17 protein-coding genes are annotated in these 17625 nt (G+C 49.6%); 6 read left to right on the forward strand and 11 right to left on the reverse strand.

The features are described 5' to 3' along the window. Positions 1-237 precede the first annotated feature (237 nt). On the reverse strand, positions 238-1098 hold the full coding sequence (locus AB4124_RS25820; RefSeq protein WP_441974607.1) for a transporter substrate-binding domain-containing protein: 861 nt from the start codon (positions 1096-1098) through the stop codon (positions 238-240). 212 nt (positions 1099-1310) lie between these two features. Then, positions 1311-3278 (reverse strand): methyl-accepting chemotaxis protein, encoded by a 1968-nt coding sequence (locus AB4124_RS25825; RefSeq protein WP_441974608.1) that lies wholly within the window; start codon positions 3276-3278, stop codon positions 1311-1313. Positions 3279-3624: 346 nt separating this feature from the next. Here AB4124_RS25825 and AB4124_RS25830 point away from each other — a divergent pair, with 346 nt between their 5' ends. Both AB4124_RS25830 and AB4124_RS25835 read left to right on the forward strand, forming a co-directional pair. Next, the gene (locus tag AB4124_RS25830) at positions 3625-3927 is read left to right on the forward strand and encodes a sigma factor (RefSeq protein ID WP_441974609.1); all 303 of its coding nucleotides are present in this window, start codon (positions 3625-3627) and stop codon (positions 3925-3927) included. Positions 3928-3989: 62 nt separating this feature from the next. Continuing rightward, the gene (locus AB4124_RS25835; RefSeq protein WP_441974610.1) at positions 3990-4397 is read left to right on the forward strand and encodes a VOC family protein; all 408 of its coding nucleotides are present in this window, start codon (positions 3990-3992) and stop codon (positions 4395-4397) included. Positions 4398-4490: 93 nt separating this feature from the next. Here AB4124_RS25835 and AB4124_RS25840 read toward each other — a convergent pair whose 3' ends face one another. The 6 genes from AB4124_RS25840 to AB4124_RS25865 all read right to left on the reverse strand — a co-directional run bounded on the left by AB4124_RS25840 (position 4491) and on the right by AB4124_RS25865 (position 10670). Then, the gene (locus tag AB4124_RS25840) at positions 4491-5711 is read right to left on the reverse strand and encodes a sn-glycerol-1-phosphate dehydrogenase (RefSeq protein ID WP_441974611.1); all 1221 of its coding nucleotides are present in this window, start codon (positions 5709-5711) and stop codon (positions 4491-4493) included. Continuing rightward, positions 5708-6475 (reverse strand): glycerophosphodiester phosphodiesterase family protein, encoded by a 768-nt coding sequence (locus tag AB4124_RS25845; RefSeq protein WP_441974612.1) that lies wholly within the window; start codon positions 6473-6475, stop codon positions 5708-5710. Before AB4124_RS25845 ends, AB4124_RS25840 begins: the two co-directional genes overlap by 4 nt. A 26-nt stretch (positions 6476-6501) precedes the next feature. Next, positions 6502-7818: an ABC transporter substrate-binding protein gene (locus tag AB4124_RS25850; RefSeq protein WP_441974613.1), complete on the reverse strand. Its 1317-nt coding sequence runs from the start codon at positions 7816-7818 to the stop codon at positions 6502-6504. Between the two features lie 61 nt (positions 7819-7879). After that, positions 7880-8713, reverse strand: coding sequence for a carbohydrate ABC transporter permease (locus tag AB4124_RS25855; protein WP_076325948.1), 834 nt, complete (start codon positions 8711-8713; stop codon positions 7880-7882). 30 nt (positions 8714-8743) lie between these two features. Then, entirely contained in the window at positions 8744-9622 is an 879-nt protein-coding gene (locus tag AB4124_RS25860; protein ID WP_213647855.1) for a carbohydrate ABC transporter permease, read from the reverse strand. Further along, on the reverse strand, positions 9615-10670 hold the full coding sequence (locus AB4124_RS25865; RefSeq protein WP_441974614.1) for an ABC transporter ATP-binding protein: 1056 nt from the start codon (positions 10668-10670) through the stop codon (positions 9615-9617). Before AB4124_RS25865 ends, AB4124_RS25860 begins: the two co-directional genes overlap by 8 nt. A 361-nt stretch (positions 10671-11031) precedes the next feature. Between AB4124_RS25865 and AB4124_RS25870 the strand changes: the two genes are divergently transcribed. After that, entirely contained in the window at positions 11032-11793 is a 762-nt protein-coding gene (locus tag AB4124_RS25870; RefSeq protein ID WP_071221931.1) for a DeoR/GlpR family DNA-binding transcription regulator, read from the forward strand. 798 nt (positions 11794-12591) lie between these two features. Here AB4124_RS25870 and AB4124_RS25875 read toward each other — a convergent pair. Further along, a complete protein-coding gene (locus AB4124_RS25875) occupies positions 12592-13629 on the reverse strand; it encodes a lytic polysaccharide monooxygenase (RefSeq protein ID WP_430180974.1) in 1038 nt (345 codons plus the stop codon). A gap of 376 nt (positions 13630-14005) precedes the next feature. After that, positions 14006-14305 carry a hypothetical protein gene (locus tag AB4124_RS25880; protein WP_076325952.1) on the reverse strand — a complete coding sequence of 100 codons (300 nt, stop codon included), beginning with the start codon at positions 14303-14305 and terminating at the stop codon, positions 14006-14008. Between the two features lie 205 nt (positions 14306-14510). Here AB4124_RS25880 and AB4124_RS25885 point away from each other — a divergent pair, with 205 nt between their 5' ends. The 3 genes from AB4124_RS25885 (at position 14511) to AB4124_RS25895 (ending at position 17114) form a co-directional block, all read left to right on the forward strand. Next, on the forward strand, positions 14511-15926 hold the full coding sequence (locus tag AB4124_RS25885; protein ID WP_379414442.1) for an NAD-dependent malic enzyme: 1416 nt from the start codon (positions 14511-14513) through the stop codon (positions 15924-15926). Continuing rightward, entirely contained in the window at positions 15919-16524 is a 606-nt protein-coding gene (locus AB4124_RS25890) for a class I SAM-dependent methyltransferase (RefSeq protein ID WP_076325954.1), read from the forward strand. The genes AB4124_RS25885 and AB4124_RS25890 overlap by 8 nt, the downstream gene beginning before the upstream one ends. Positions 16525-16598: 74 nt before the next feature. Next, positions 16599-17114, forward strand: a complete 516-nt coding sequence (locus tag AB4124_RS25895) for a DinB family protein (protein ID WP_441974615.1) — start codon at positions 16599-16601, stop codon at positions 17112-17114. Between the two features lie 235 nt (positions 17115-17349). Here AB4124_RS25895 and AB4124_RS25900 read toward each other — a convergent pair whose 3' ends face one another. Further along, a complete protein-coding gene (locus AB4124_RS25900; RefSeq protein ID WP_256720819.1) occupies positions 17350-17538 on the reverse strand; it encodes an anti sigma factor C-terminal domain-containing protein in 189 nt (62 codons plus the stop codon). Positions 17539-17625: the final 87 nt, after the last annotated feature.

Genomic DNA, 17625 nt, shown 5'->3' on the forward strand with positions numbered 1-17625 from the left:
TGCCGGAATACAGCTTTTGTTATTAGCTGGCCGCACATACGCGGCTAACCTCTGGCGTACTTCTATGCTACAGCGTCCAGTTTAGGCTCCATCGAAGAAACTTGGATCGGAACGGGCACTCTATATTTCACAAGATGATGAGCGGCAATTCCATAAACATAAAAAAAACCAGCAGATCAGGGTCTTCATCCTGATCTGCTGGCGAGGATCGGTTATCATTTCATAGCCCGATTCAACCTACTCCAACCATTTTTTATGAATGTCTGCAAACTTGCCTTGCAGCTTCATTTCATCAATCCACATTTCCAGGTAGCTTGCATATTCAAAGTCACCGCGAGGAATCATGTAGCCTTTTTCGCTGTTCGTGAAAGGCTTATCCGTCAATGCAGCATACAGTCTGGAATCTGCTTTTGCATACGTAATCGCTTCGATCGTATCGGTAATCATCACGTCATACGTACCGTCCGCTACCAAATGCGGAATATCCAGGTTATTTGGAACGACAGTTACATTAGCTTTCGTCAGATGCTCGCGTACGAACACCTCGTTCGTTCCGCCCGGATTCACGCCAATGCGAACCGAAGGTTTGTTAATGTCTTCAACCGTCAGGTATTTGTCCTTGTCTTCAGCACGGATCAACGGTGCTTTACCGAAGGAAATGTACCCTTGGGACACATAAGCCGTTTTTTGTCTTGCCGTGTTGCGGGTAACACCGCCCACGGCGATGTCAAATTTATCAGCCTGAAGGTCCTTCATCATGCTGGACCAAGTGGTGTTCACGTAGCGAACTTCCACGCCAAGATCTTTACCGAGCTCTTCCATAGCGTCGACATCATAACCTTCATACTCTTTTGTAACAGGATTCAAATATGTAAACGGTTTGTAATCCCCTGTCATACCAACCCGGATGTAGCCTCTTTCGATAATTTCATCAAGCTGGGAAGCCGCTTGTTTCTTTAGTTGCCCTGGTGCATTGGTCGAAGCCGACTTTGCGGATACCTCCGGTGATGTGAGCACCTCGTTTGCAGCAAAACCCGTTGCTACTAAAGATAAGCTGACTACCCCTGCTAGTAATACCTTTTTCCAATTCTTTGCCATGATTTTGTTTCCTCCAGTTTTCTTCTAGTTGTACATCTTAATGCCTTTGATTGAGTGGCATTGTCTTCCTTCCCACTCTGAAAGACCTTAGCCTTTCCCTTGCTGCTTACTGTCTCTTACTTCCTTCCTTACACGTACTGCTCGATCCTCATTCCTTCCAGGCATCCCCCCTCTCAGTACACATACGTGCGGTCGATAAGATTTAGGGAATGCTACAGACTGAATTTGCCAAGCTCTTTGCTAAGCTCCTGGGCCACCGTTTCCAGCTGTCTAACGGAGTTCGAAATTTCCTGGATGGTTAAGATTTGATCTTCCACAGCGGCGGTCACATTCTGTGCGTCGCTTGAAGTCAGTTCGGCGATGGATTTCAGCTCTTCCACCGAAGCGCTGACCTGTTCGGATCCCGCCGACATTTCCTCGGAAGCAGCCGATACCTCCAGAATGTGATCAGCCACGTTGCGTGTCGCACTCAGAATGTTATCGAATTTCTCGCGCACCTCTTTAATCAGCGCAATTCCATCCTGTACATCCTTCCGGCTGACGTCCATGACCTGTACGGCGTTAATCGTGTCCTCGCGTATTTCTGTAATCAGCTTCGCGATCTGATCGGTCGATACCTCGGACTGTCCGGCCAGTTTCTTAACTTCCTCAGCTACGACTGCAAATCCGCGTCCATGCTCGCCAGCTCTGGCTGCTTCGATGGAAGCATTCAAGGACAGCAAGCGAATCCGGGAGGTCACTTCCGTGATGAAGCTCAGAATCTGCTCGATTTCGGAAGAACGCTCATTCAAGCGCTCAATCGCCGTTCCGACCTTGGTTGTGCCCGCCCCGATGTTGCCGATCTGCTTCACGGCTTGTTCAACGACAACCGATCCGGTCTCTGCTTGACTTGCCGCTTCCTGTGCAGCTTCGGACACCATGGAGGACGTTTCGGCAATTTTGACGATCCCGCTGGCCATGTCACTCATGGATACTGCGATTTCGTTGGAGCTTGAGGCGTGAGCATTCGCGCCGCTTGCAATTTGACGAATGGAAGAGCCGATACGATCCACGCTGTCCATAGCCGTCTCTACCCCGCTCGAAACGATTTCCGTAACCGACATAACTTGGCGGGAAGAATCGTTCACCCCGACGACCAGATGCTTCAGATGTGAAACCGTCTGGTTAAAATCGTTGGATAGGACCGCAACCTCATCCTTACCCTCAACCTGGATGGTTTTGGTTAAATCGCCTGCTGCAACTTCTTTAACAGCCGTATTAAGTCTGCGGATCGGCCGAACAATCTGTGCCGTAAACCAGACCGCAGCACCGGCAGAAACGAATAGAGCCGCTACCGATATAATGACTAACGTGACCGACATCTCCGTGATCGGAGCATTCAGCTCCTTGGTCGGTGCCGTTACGAATATTCCCCAATTCAAATTGGATGAAGCGAAGGCTGCCGTGTATTCGACATTATCCAGAATATATTCGAATTGTCCCATCTCTCCTTGACGCACCTTGTCAAAAGCTTGCGATAATTCCGCGCTTTCCACATCTTCGACCTTCTTTTGAAGGACGAATTCCTCTGATGGATGCCACATGAACGTCCCCGCTTTGCTTAGAAGAAAAGCGTATCCGGTATCTCCGAAGGTTTGGGAGGATACCTTTTTCTGCACCTCGTTGATCGGAAGGGTAGAGCCCATGTAGCCGTACTGTTTCCCGCCCTTCATCAGCGGAATGATCATCGTTACGATGTTGTTGCCCGTACGCTTGGAAAGCACGGGCTCCGATACAACCAGCTTGCCTTCGCCCTTCCCGGCCTCCTGATAGTGAACGCGATCGGATACGTCGGTCACTTCGCCCAGAAAGTTAATGACATTCTTCCCTGTCAAATCATACGAGAAGAAAAAAGTTTCAAATTCCGGGTTCACTTCCTGCGCCGCTTGTATCAATTGCAAATCTTGCTCTTTATTCCCTGTAACGAATTTGCCCACGCTTTCAACCTTGGCAATTTCCACGTCCAGAAATTGGTCGATCTGAAGCGCCAGCTTCTCCGCGCTAAGCTGTGCTTCCTTGTCTAAGCTCTCCTGCAGCAGGTCAGACGACCGACTGTAAGTTACGGCAAAGACGGATCCAAGACTGACGAGCAAGAGCAAACAAATCATTGTAATCATTTTTTGCTTGAGACTCTTAAGCATGCTGTAAACCCTCCCCCAAAATAGTGCTTGGGTCCTATCCGATCATTCGCCCAAATTTTTTGCAAGTGCTCTTTTTTCTGTAAGGACTTTCTCTCTACAAACAAAAATGAACAAATTACGTCGAAAAATTATGGTATAAAATGGTGAAATAAGACTCCACTTTATTAGTTATCGGTAGGGTATGTTCGTTTTTTGAGAGGTTAATGAGACATTTTACATAATTCGACATTAACGTGGGAAAGCGAAATGTTTAGGAATTCATCTAGTTCAAAAGGCTTAAAAAACATATTTTTTTTCACATATCTCTAGTCCCTTCCAACATATTGCAGGAATTTCTTGAGTTTATATGGAATGTATCAGCACCCGGAGGAGGAATGAACCGCTTGTGACATCTCCATTCAACGAAAGCATAACCCAGCTATTACCCGACCTTAGGAGCTATTGCATGCAGCTTGCATTCGGCTCCAAGTGGAACGCTGAGGATATCGTGCAAGAATCGCTGATCAAGGTCCATCATGCTCGCGATGTTCAGCGTTCAGGTGAGACGCTGTCCTTCACCTTCCGTGATCCGGACGGACATTTGCTTACCTTTACGACAAATATTTTTTTAAGTCCCGTTTCTTTTGCACCCTCTTCTTCCGTTAAATAAGTGAAATCGCAATCAAGCGATATCCAATCTGGATAAAATCATCTGAAAGGAGTGTATGACCAATGGCAACAATCCCGCACCGGATAGCCGTCATTCAATGGCCCGTAAAAAATGTAGAACGATCGCTCAAATGGTACCAGGAGGTGCTCGGCGTCACGCTGACCTTCCCGTTTACCCCGGGCGATCCTGCGGCCTGGCTGTGCATTGGCGACGTCGGATTCGGCTTGGTGCAGACGGAAGACGTACCTCGCCTGGAATTTACGGATACGCAAGGGAATCTGCAATCCATAATCCAATTGCAGGTAAACGAAATTCATGAGGTATACCGGCATCTTCAGGATAAAAAGGTAACCGTCAGCGATATAAGATACATACCGGACGGCGGCTACAGCTTCAGCTTTACCGATCCTGACGGCAACACCGTCAGTCTTTGGGGCGGCTGGCCATCTTCGGAAGACCAGTCCGAATAAAATCTCAGCTGGATAAAAGCAAATAAGGCTGTTCCCTATTAAGCAGAATAATCTGCATTTAGGGAACAGCTTTATTTCATTGCATATGGTCTCTTAGTTTACGAATAGGGATCCCTGTTCATTATAGGCATGGAGCAGCGTGTACCGACTGTTTCGAACCTTGTGGGCTTCACTCAGGCTCCGCTTCAGCAATTCGCTCTTGATCGGAAGCTCCGATACCCCGGCTGGTCCGCCAACCGAGCGCATCAGATCGGCCAGCTCTACCGGTTCCGGGATTTGCATTATTTGCGACCGGATTTCGTTCCAATGCTGCGTGATCCGAAGTGCAGTGTCATTCGCACCTACGGAGGCGCTTCTGTACATCTCAAGCCCCTGTTCCCCAAGACGGTGATACAGCTTCGAGATTTCCACGCAAGCGGCACCCACCTTGGCTCCGTGCAGCAGCTGCTTCTCCCCTAGCCGGATAGACTCCATCTCCCAATAGTGGGACAGATGATGCTCCGAGCCTGAAGCCGGATGGGATTGACCGAACAGCAGCATGGCTAAACCCGATTCAACGAGCGCACCCATTAAGATGCGTACACCCTCCTCGGTTCGCTTCCCAATCTGCTCGACCCCGTTCACGCATTGGTTGAGCGCGGATCGCGTAATATCCGCCGAAATTTGCAAATAGGGTTCATCAGCCACCAGGCTGCCGAATTTCCAATCGAACAGGGACGTGTACTTGCCCAGCATATCCCCGAACCCGGCCGCGGTAAGCTGCGGGGGAGCCGACATGAGAATATCGACATCCGCAAAAATCGCGCTCGGTCCAATAGCTGGAATCGTCTTCTTCTCACCCCGTATAATGATGGGCGCTCCCTTGGAATTAAATCCATCCACCGAAGCGGCCGTGGGTACCGAGATGAATGGGATACCCGCGGTATAAGCAGCGTACCGGCTAATATCGTGAATCGTTCCCCCACCTACCGCAAGCACCGCCTTCGCCCTGCTTTGCTGGATATCCAGTATGACCTGAATCAGGGAAACCTCATCCGCGATAACATCTCCCTTCCGGTCAGGAAGAAGCTTGGTAACTTGGACCTCAATCGAGGATTTCGTAAGCAGGTTCGCAAGCGGCTGGCCCGCTCTGTCATAAGTATTGCCGTCTACGACCATCACCACCGAGGTCCACTGTTTTGTCTCAAGGTAACCCGCGACCTCGCGTAGAGCTCCAGACTGAATCTGAATCGACTCCACTTCGTCCAGATTCGAAAGCTGCCTAGCAGGTAAATGCGCCGCCAAACTTCGGATATTCGATAAAATGGAGGTCATATCCGCGTGCCCTTCTTTCCGATCATCGCCAGCGCCGGAAGGGGGTTATTGCAGGTCATACCGGTAACCCCGCATTCCAGCGAATAGCGGACACCCTCCTCATCGTCCGGGCAATAGCTCCAGACCAGCAGCCCCTGTTCCTGGAACCGGGCAACGAGCTCTGGCGTAAGCAGCGACATCTCTACGCCGATTGCCCACATCTTGGAGTAGGTTCCATCCTCCTCGAAGACAAATCGGGACATTTTCTCACCCGGGAAGCCCTGTGTCTTCAGACCATGCGTATCATGAATATGCGTCAGAACTTCTGCATCGAAACAGGTGAATACACAGCGCGGCAGGTACCCGTATTGGTTCAGCACATCAACCGCCAGGTCCGCGGCCTCTATAGCATCGGGGCTTGGCTTAATCTCCACGTTGCACAGAACTTCGGGATATTCCCGGAGCAGCTCGCATAGCTCCGCAAGCGTCGGGATCTTCAATCCTTCAAACTCCCGAGCGAGCCAGCCGCCCGCATCCAACGATTTCAGTTCCGCAAGCGTATGATCCCTCACCTCGCCAACACCACTCGTCGTACGCTGAACGGTTGCGTCATGGATAACCACCACTGCCTTATCACGCGTCAGCCGGAGATCAAACTCCAGCATATCTACGCCTAACTCCAGCGCCTTGCGAAAGGCCAGTAGCGTATTTTCCGGATAAGCTGATTTATACCCGCGGTGTGCAGCCACCATCGTACAGGATGGTTCCCGTAGTCGTTCGATCATATGTCCTGCCACTCCTTTACCAGTTGTTATTGGGCCAAAATCCGTTCCGTCTCTTTCTTGAAGGTATCCAGCGTAGCCGGAATATCCTTGCTGTCGTACATGATCGCTTCCATCGCCGAGAAGAACTCATGCATAATCTCCGGCCATGCCACGTCCTTATTGGTATCGACGGCAAATTCCAGCTGATCATAAGCGACTTTGCGGTTCGGTTCTTTGGCCCACAGCTCTTGGATCTGCTCCGACTCCACCATCTTCTTCGTGAATGGCAGGTAGCCAGATTGCAAAATAAATTCAAGACCGCCTTCCTCTTCCATCTCCATCCACCGGATGAATTCCCATGCCGCTTCCTTGTTCTTGGAAGAGGACAGCATCGTCACATTCGCGCCTCCGGTCGGATTCGCATACACTTCGTCCTTAGGCAGGAACGCTGTGACGTAATCGAAATCCACCGCGCTGGACAACCCGCCAATCGATCCCGTAGATTGATACATCATTCCGACCTTGCCTTCCACAAACATGCTGTTCACAATGTTGCCGGAATCCTGAGCAGGCGGATAATACAAGGCGCCTGTGCTCTGCAGGTCTTTAAGGTAAGCGAACATCTTGGCGCCGACACCGTTATCCCCGAAACCGATCGACGTATTGTCATCATTGAAGAAAGTGCCGCCCGCCTGCGAGATCATGGCAATCGGATACCAAGTGTCATAGGGCATCGTAACGCCGTATCGCTTATACTCGCTGCCTTCCTTGACTACAAGCGCATTTGCGATCTCCTTCAGCTCCTCCCATGTGGTCGGAATTTGCAGCCCCTGCTCATCCAGCAATGTTTTGTTCACATGCAGAATCGGGGTGGAACGGTTCAGCGGCAGCGATACCAATTGATCATTGAAGACGGAGTGTCCCATCAGCCCCGGCGTAAAGTCATCGGCGCTGATGCCAGAGCCTTCAAGATAAGGCGTCAGATCCTCAAGCACTTCCGAATCTGCGAACATCTGAACATAGGCTCGCTCCAGCATGCTGACATCCGGACCGGTATCGGAGGCTATCGCCTGCTGCAGCTTGGTTACCGTCTCGTCATAACTCCCCTGAAAGGTGCCTACCACTTCGATATCCTCATGGGATGCATTAAAGCGCTGAATGAGTGCATCCATGTATTCCCCGTTCTTGCCTCCCAACGAGTGCCAGAACTGAACTGTAGTTTTCCCTTTGTCTCCGGACGGGGCTTCGGCTCCCCCGCTTCCCGGCGCTTTGCCCGTATCACCGGAAGTTCCCCCACCACCACACGCGGCAAGCAAACTGAATAGCATAATGACGGATAGCAGTGTATACCATTTGGATTTCATATTGACTCATTCCTCCATTAATCATTCGATTATGAATTGCCGAACCCTGTTATTCCAGTAATTATTTAATGCCTGAATAAACAAAAGCCTTCACGATGTGCTTCGAGCAGAATACATACACAAGCAGGATGGGCACCACCAGCATCACATTGCCGGCCATGATGATATGCCAGTTGCTGATGCCCTCAGTCTCCCTTAGCATGGCGATCCCCAGCGTCAGCGGCCGGACGGCAGCTGAATCGGTCATGACGAGCGGCCAGAAATAGTCATTCCAGTGACTGACAAAGCTGAACAGCGCGATGGTCGCAAGTGCCGGCTTCGACATGGGAACCATGATTTTCCGAATGATTTTGAATTCGCTCGCATTATCAAGACGGGCCGCTTCAATGATTTCCTCCGGAATCTGCATGAAGTACTGCCTCAGCAGGAAGATGCCGAAGGCATTCGAGATGAACGGGATGATCTGCGGCAGCAGGGTTTTGACTAATCCCCAATCTGCCATCATCAGATAGACCGGTATGAACGTAACCTGACCCGGGATCATGAATGCCAGAAGGATCATGCCGAACAGCAGCGTTTTTCCCGGAAACTTATACTTCGCAAATGCATAGGCAGCCGGGATCATGATCAGAAACTGCAGAACGATGATGGATCCGGTAACGACAACCGAGTTCCTGAAATAGGTAAGAAAAGGACCTGCATTCATCGCCTCCGCGAAGTTGCCCCATTGCGGCGAGGCCGGAAACCACGTCGGTGGAAACGTCATCGTTTCCCGGAATGTCTGGAGTGATGTGGAGATCATCCACAGAAACGGAAAGATGAAAATCATGAGCACTGCGGCCTTCAGTAAATAGCCCAGCGCCGTCCATACGATTTTTAAATCAAAGGTCTTCAAACTGTGCCTCCTTTCTGCATGGCCAAAGCCTTATTGATAATGGACCTTCTTGGACAGCAGCCGGAAATAGATGAACGTAAGCAATCCGATAATGGCCATGAGTACGACGCCTGTCGCAGCCGAATAACCGATGTTGGTCGTTCGGAAGCCGTATATGTAATACACAAGCGTGGTCGTTGCATTATTCGGTCCTCCGCCTGTCATCACCTGAACGGTATCAAATACTTTGAAGGAACCGATCGTCATGATGATCAGGATAAAAAACAGCTGCGGCGAAATCATCGGCAATGTGATTTTGTAAAACACCTTGAACCTACTGGCATTATCCAGCGCCGCCGCTTCATAAATGCTTGGCGATATGCTCTGCAGGGCCGCCACGATAATCAGGGTGTAATAACCGATGGCCTGCCAGACCGATACGATAATGACGGATATCAATGCGGTCTTGGAGCTTTGCAGCCATGCGGACGGCGGGAGCCCCACCAGCTTGAACAGATAATTGAGAAGTCCTTGATTCGGCTCCATCAGCCACAGCCAGACCAGCGAGATCGATACAATGGAAACGACGTGCGGTGTGAAAATCCCAGCCTGAACGACCGAATTGAAACGGCCCTTCTTGTTCAGCCACACCGCAATCAACAGGGACAGCAGCATGGTTAGAATCACAACGCCGACTGTATAGATGGAAGTGTTCCATAACGCTTTGTAGAAATCCCCGCGACCCAGAATCTGGGTGAAATTGTCCAGTCCGACAAACTTGCTCTTGTCCTTGTTCATCAGGTTGTATTTGAACAGGCTTAAGTAAATCAGATAACCTACCGGATACATCACAAACAGCATGATACCCGCCATGGCCGGCGCGATTAGCACATAGGGCCTGATCCCTTCCCAAATCCGCTTCTTATCCATGAGCCAGTCCTCTCAGCCGCTCCATAAACCCCCTATAGCGGATGTCCTGCTCTTCGACCCGCTTCTCATCCGCCCCGAAGAAAAACAATTTATCCGCCGCCACGCCGAGATATACCTCCTGATCGACATGAAATTTGTCATCCTGACACTTCACCATGAAGGCCTGGCCCTCCATCGTCCTTACCTGATAAATTGTCTCGGAGCCCAGCATTTCGCGCGTGATGATCTCACCCTTGGTCGTATAATGAAACGGCTCCGGTTCTGTGCCGATCATAACGCTCTCCGGACGGAATCCAAATGTAATGCGGTCGTCGCCCAGGGGCGCAATGTTCATGGGGGGAACCCCGATAAACTGGGCCGCAAACAGATTGCTAGGCTCGCGGTACACTACCTCAGGCGGCGCTTCCTGCTGAATGACGCCTTTGTTCATAAGCACGATGGTATCTGCCATCGACATCGCCTCGATTTGGTCATGGGTCACATAGACAAAGGTCGTTCCCAGCTTCTTGTGCAGTTCAATCAGCTCGATCCGCATCTGAACCCTCAGCTTGGCATCCAGATTGGACAGCGGCTCATCCATCAGGAATACGGACGGATCCTTAACCATCGCCCGGGCCAAAGCCACTCGCTGCCGTTGTCCGCCAGACAAGGTAGAAGGCTTACGATCCAAGTAATCGTTCAGTCCCACGGTTGCCCCTATGGTCTCCACCAGACGTGTGCGTTCTGCTTTGGGAACCTTGTTGTTCACGAGACCAAACTCGATATTCTCGCGAACCGACATCGTTGGGTAGATTGCGTAATTCTGAAACACCATGGCCACGCCGCGCTTCCCCGGTGCAATTCGCGTAACATCCTTGCCATTGATAAGAACGGAACCGGAGGTTTGAGGGTCAATGCCTGCAATCATCCTTAAGAGCGTTGTTTTTCCACATCCTGACGGACCGACCAGCACGGTGAATTTTCCGTCTTCGATGGTAAGATCCAGGTCCTGGATAACAGTTTGACGATCAAACGACTTGCTTACTTTCACAAATTCAATGGATGCCAAGAGCGATCCCCCTCACGAAAGTGTAATGATGTTGTCATGACAAGCAAAAATCAATGAATCCATAAAAATGAAATCCCTTACATGCACCTGATAATAAGTACGCATCAAATGCACATGTAATGATCACTTTTGTTCATTTTTATTTAATTCGATTGTAGATGTGCAATATTAGGAGAGTGTTAGACCTTCGTACGGATTTTGTAAATTCGTTTCGTATCAAGGGATTTAACATGGAATTAACATAATGCGAGTACACTAATAAGACATGGAATCCTTAAGCATAAAAGAGCAAAAATGCGCATTGTATGTACAAACGCACCTAAACTGCACATTGTCCATTCAGGAAGGGAGAAATTATCGATTGCTGGCACATGAACGAAAGAAAAGGATCATTGATTACGTAAGGCAATACCGAACAGCAACGGTTGCTGCGCTGGCATCGGAATTCGGTGTTCACACGGCCACCATTCGCCGTGATTTGGCGGAGATTGAACAGGAAGGCGCTTTGAAGCGCACACATGGCGGGGTCATCATGGAGCAATGGACGCATAACGAGCCATCCTTTAATGAGCGAACCAACTTTCACCGGGACGAGAAAATACGCATCGGTCAGCTTGCGGCTTCGCTTGTGGAAGACGGGGAGAATATCATCATTGATTCGGGAACAACCACCCTTCATATTGCGACGCATCTTGTGCACCGCTCGGACATTACGGTCATTACGAACGATATGAACGTTGCTGTTGAGCTCCGCGATGCTCCGGGTATCAAAGTCATTCTGACCGGCGGGGAGCTGTACCCCTCGAGCTATATGCTAAACGGCATGTTTACCGACCATGTACTGAAATCCCTGCATGTCGAGAAAGCGTTCATTGGTACCCCTGCCTTACATCCTCAGCATGGCCTCATGCACCCGGAGGCGCTGCTCGTCCCGGCCAAACAGAATATGATTCAAGCCGCCGGCGAAATTGTCGTGGTCACCGACCACAGCAAGATTGGCAAGCTGTCTCTGCACACAGTCGCTCCCAACAGCGCCATACATACCCTCGTCACCGGCACTGAGGCTTCCGACTCGGATATCAAGCCGTTTCAGGAACGAGGCATTACCGTGTACAGGGTTTGAGGCTTGCGCTCTTTGTATACCTTGGCATACTATTGCATACCTTTGCATACCTTACGTACCATTGCGTACCTTGGCATACCTAAACATCCTTCTTACAGAAAACACAAAGGGCACCCCTGGGGGTGCCCTGATCACGCTGCGGCTTGCTGGCAGCTTATTTATTTCTATTCCACTGCTATGTTTAACATCCAAGTGACAACAAGCTCATGCTGCCTTTAACTCTCAAGGATAACTCTTCTACTACCATTAAGACTAGTTGGGGAGCGGACTTCGATTCCCCCCGCTTAGACCAAAAGGGCAATAAGCAGAGATTCACTGTACGTCCAAAAATACGATCGTCATATCATTCAATATGTTCAAAACTCAACTTGTTCTTTGGTGTGAGGACTTCCTTACGGACTCAGAATACCTTATTTCATAGAAAACAGCCCTTTTAGTAATTTTAGCGGACCCAGCAAACCTTATTTGCTGTTTTAATCGGTATTTGCTCCCGTAATTCTCATAATAGCGGATCTGGAGTCCGGTACATTGTGAAAAATCGGGTTATGATCTTAAATAACGGAACTAGGGTCCGTTAAAGTTGACGAAGGCCATGAAATCATCGAATGAAGAACATCGACAGTCAGTGAACCCACAACATTTCGATAGGTACTTCCAAGAGTCACCAGGGTCAATGCGTAGCCGACGGGAGCTATTTCCTCTACACATATTAATGAACCCCACTCTCCCATTCCTTCCTCGGTGGCTTAAAAAAAGATCCGGCAGTCATATGACGCCGGATCCTCTCACACTATTCGATTAAGGGATGACTTTCCAAACATCGGCAGATCCAGGAGTTTCGCCTTGAGTCCACCATTTCGCCTCATAGTTCACGCCGTTGTAGCTGACTTTGCTGCCACCTAAGTAAACGGCTGTTGCATTCCATGCCGGATAGGTCGCTGAGCTTCCGGATGTTGACACGGTAAGCGGGGCGGATGCTGATGATTTGCTGCCCGTACTGCTTACGGCTACCACAGTATACGTATAGGACGTTCCTTCGGCTAACCCCGTATTGGTATAGGAGGTTGTTGTGGATGTACCCACAAGAGATCCGTTACGGTAAATTTCGTAACTGGAAGCACCGGTGGAAGCTGCCCATGCCAAGGAAACACTGCTGTTGGTTTGGGATGGGGAAGTAAGTCCTGTCGGTGCTGGTACGCCTGGATCCGGAGTTCCGCCGCCACCGCCAAAGTCCACGTCGATGACGTTATAGAAAGCGTTAGGTGTGTCAGCTACTTCCCATACCGCCAGAATGACATGGTAACCGGATTTAGCAGGAACGTTACAAGTGGACGCATAGTTTGTCGGAGGTTTTACACCGCCGTAGTCAATGGAGCAGAAAGGCGTCAGATCAAACGATGCTCTGCTCAGCGGAGCATTTTGATCCCAGCCGTCTTTCGTAATGTAGTATTTCCAGCTTGCCGTCACATGGTTGGCTGTCAAATGCCATTGGAACGTTGTGGTTCCCGGGGAAATGCTTACTTTGCTCCAGCGAGTTGCGGATTGCTCGTCAAGTTTAGGGAACGCGCCGCCTGCACTGGCGATTTTGCCATCGGCAGGACCTGCATTCGGCCAGCCTTTAGGAGCTTCCAAGCTTTGAGGCTCATACACGATTGCGCCGCAATCGGTATTTTGCCCCTGCTTACACAGAATGGCGCGGCTGCCTGGAGAATCGACATACCCGTGGGCAAAAGCTTTATCTGCAAATAAAACCATGAATAAGGTCATCACTAACATCGTGGAACCGGCAATGATTAGATGCTTGAGCCAAGCTTTGTTCGGCAAACTTAAAGTCATACAATTCTTCCTCCTTTAATATAAATTAATAATTAAAGCGTTTACAAAACCTCTGGGCTGCTCAGGCCACCTCCCTTCCATTGAGACAAGTGTTGCTATCTGACTTGACTGAACTTGGAAATCTTCCACAATCATCGTCCAAGCTTTACCAGTACTATAATTATTTTAAAGCATCTGGAAGCCTTATCCCATAATACTAATCAACGATTTGTTACACATTTCAACGAAATTGGATAAATATGTAACGCAAAATGTTATGAAAATTCACTGAATTTGCTGAAAACAATCAAAAAAACAAAATATAAAAAAGCAAGAATCCCTGTGGATTCTTGCTTTCATCCAAACTTTTTATCCGTTCTGTTCGGCAGAACGACTCCTATTCCACGCCGTCCTTAAAATGCTTCGTATAATGTTTATCCCCTTTGTGCTCCAAATCCTCAATCGTAAGCTCCAAGGTATGCACAATTTGTTCCTTGACCTGATTCAAGGTGTCGAAATAAACATGTTCCTCCGTCCCCACAATGCGTGTACCGCTGAGTGCCTGAACGGCCTGGTAGACCCGGTGCTGTTCGGCCAAATCATCAACGGCTTTCAACGTATGTTTCATCTGAAGGAACAGGTCCTTATGATGCTGGGTCGTCAACCGCTTTTCAAGCTCCTCGATTCTGGCATTCATGGCAGCTCTCTCCTTCACAATAAGATGCTTTCGATTATACTTCCCTGGCATTCGCATTTCCAATAAATTCTTCTTATATATATCACGGTTTCTTTCCAATGAAACAGGAAATTGACCACTGCTCAGCGAACTATGATAACGTTAACATTTTGCACAGCTACATACACTCAGAAGGACGAAATCGATCAAACATTTGGAGGTAGCAATGGAAAACAACGGACTCGGAGGAAAAAGCATTATCCTCAGACTAGAAATGAATACACAAGAAATCAAATTCGGTCAAGTTGCATCCGCCATATTTGAGGCGGGGGGAGACATGGTCGCCATCGACGTCATTCAGGCGAGCGGCCACATTACCGTACGCGATATTACTATTACGGTTACGGACAGCGTGGATATCGGTAAAATTACTAATTCAGTGAAAAATCTAAAGGGCGTCCGGCTCGTCAACGTTTCGGACCGTACCTTCCTGCTGCATCTCGGCGGCAAGATCGAAACCCAGCCCAAAATCCCAATCCAAAACCGTGATGACCTGTCGCGCGTCTATACGCCAGATGTTGCCCGCGTATGTTCAGCCATCCAAGAAGACCCGAAAAAAGCCTTTACGCTTACAATTAAAAGAAATACGGTGGCCGTCATCTCGGACGGAAGCGCCGTACTCGGTTTGGGCAACATCGGTCCTTATGCGGCCATGCCGGTCATGGAAGGAAAGTCGATGCTCTTCAAACAGTTTGCAGGAGTAGACTCCTTTCCGATCTGCCTGGATACCCAGGATACCGAAGAGATTATTGCCTGCATCAAAGCAATGGCTCCGGCTTTTGGCGGCATAAACCTGGAGGATATCTCCTCACCGCGCTGCTTCGAGATTGAACAACGACTGCGGGATGAGCTTGACATTCCCGTGTTTCACGATGACCAGCACGGCACGGCGGTGGTTCTGTATGCGGCACTGATCAATTCGTTAAAAATTGTCGGGAAATCGATCGATAACATTAGGGTCGTGGTATGTGGAATCGGTGCTGCGGGCGTAGCATGCAGCAAAATCCTCCTGTCAGCCGGTGTCAAGGACATCATTGGCGTAGACCGCGAGGGTGCACTGGTTGGCGGACATGCATATAGCAATAGTATGTGGCAATGGTACGCAGAGCATACGAACCCGAATAAAGTCGAAGGTTCCTTGCGTGAAGTGATCCAAGGTGCCGACGTGTTCATCGGCCTCTCTGCCGGCGGCCTGCTCCGCCGTGAGGACGTACAAGCCATGGCCGATCAACCGATCGTATTCGCAATGGCAAACCCTACGCCCGAGATTAAACCGGAAGAGGTCGAGGATATTGTAGGCGTCATTGCAACCGGACGTTCGGATTATCCGAACCAGATTAATAACGTCCTCTGTTTCCCGGGTATTTTCCGTGCGGCCTTGGACTGCAGGGCGACCACGATTAATGAGGAGATGAAGCTGGCTGCAGCCGAAGCCATTGCATCCGCCGTATCGGACGAAGAACGCAACCCGTCGTATATTATTCCAAGCGTGTTCAACCAGAACGTCGTGAAAGCCATTCGGGAGCTTGTCGTGAAAGCAGCTGTCAAAACCGGCGTTGCCCGGAGAATTCCGCGTGAATAAGAAATCCCTCATTCGGAAGTTCAATAAACAGGCAGCGATATATGAAAGGAACACCAGGCAACGGAGGCTCGGTGAATGGAGACAGCAGCTGCTTCAGGATGTAGAGGGTGACGTGCTTGAGGTAGCTGTTGGCGCCGGCGCGAATTTCCCATTTTATCATCGCGATAAGGTGAACGTAACGGCTGTCGATTTCAGTCCCGAGATGCTAAGCCGTGCGCGGCGGATGGCCTCCGAGCTTGGCATTCGGGCCAGTTTCCTGGAACGGGATATCGAGACGCTGGAGCTGCCGGAACGTTCCTATGATTGCGTTGTATCCACCCTGTCGCTATGCGGCTATGAGGATCCGGTCAAAGCCTTGAATAAAATCAACCGCTGGGCCAAACCCGGCGGCCGCATTTATTTATTGGAGCATGGCATGAGCACGAACCGGCTCCTTGGCGCCATGCAACATCTGATCAACCCCGCAGCACGGCGGATATCCGGCTGTCATTATAATAGGGACATGATCCAGATCGCGAATGCCTCGGAACTGAATATCATGAAGACGGAGCGCTATTGGAACGGCATCGTCCATCTAATCTGGGCACAAGCAACTTGATCCATTCATTGATTTTGACCTGTCTGCATAATTTTATATGTAAGCTCTTATTAATTGATCTGGAGGAACTTGTTATGAATACAAGGCCTGATTCTAATGAATATTTGCTCCTCGCCGAAAAATACGTCTCTCTTGTCCCCGAAGGCCATATTGCTGAGGTATTGCAGCGGCAGCATGATGAAACGTTGAGATCGCTCAGCGATCTGACGGAAGAACAAGCGAATGTTCGTTATGCGGAAGGGAAATGGAGTCTAAAACAGGTGGTCGGACACATCGCCGATGTAGAGCGCTTATGGAACTACCGCATTCTCTACATCGCGCGTGGGGATGCCCGTGAATTTTCGGGATACGACCGGGAGATTTTTGTCCAGAATTCTCCTTTCAGCCGTCTCCCGTTACGGGAAGCCCTTAAGGATTATGCTGCCGTCAGGCAGTCTACCATTACACTGGTTGGAAGCTTGACGGAGGAAGCTCTGCTGCGTCAAGGTACATTCAACAATTACCCGCTCTCCGCCCGGGCAGCCGCCTATGTCATAGCTGGGCATGAGCTTCATCACCTGAATATTCTACGGGATAAATATTTAACGTAGTTTATGAAGATTGCTTAGCAATGATCTAATGTTGCTTATTCTTAACAAAATGGGGGTGTCCATAAAGATCTTAGATCTGACGGGAGCCCCCTTTTTCTGTTAGGAGACGCTCCGTGTACGAATCGTTTCGTCCTTTCCGCTAGAAATACGAAAGGAGACCGTTTCTTGGTAAAATGGAAGCGCGACCCACCAACTCTTCTTGTATGATATGTAAAGGTTGGCAGCGCAAGCTGCCTTAACTCCAATTCCATACCTCGATGCGGCCCAAACGGAATTCCCAAAATTCCTGCTCCTCCTTTAGCTTCTCCAGCTCCCGCACAGGTCCCGTAACGGTCGCTCCGTAAACTTGAACTCCATTTTTCTTCAAGTAGGCCAGCCGGTGTTTGTCATCATCCACACCGTTATATTTGATATTGTTAGTCATCCATTCAACGTCGGCGATCAGTTGCTGCTCATGATCCGTTATCCCGGCATCCAGTGAGAAGAAAGTATGCCAACTAGAAAGAAAATG

It is taken from the genome of Paenibacillus sp. 2KB_20, assembly GCF_052115765.1.
Lineage (GTDB): Bacteria > Bacillota > Bacilli > Paenibacillales > Paenibacillaceae > Paenibacillus_AQ.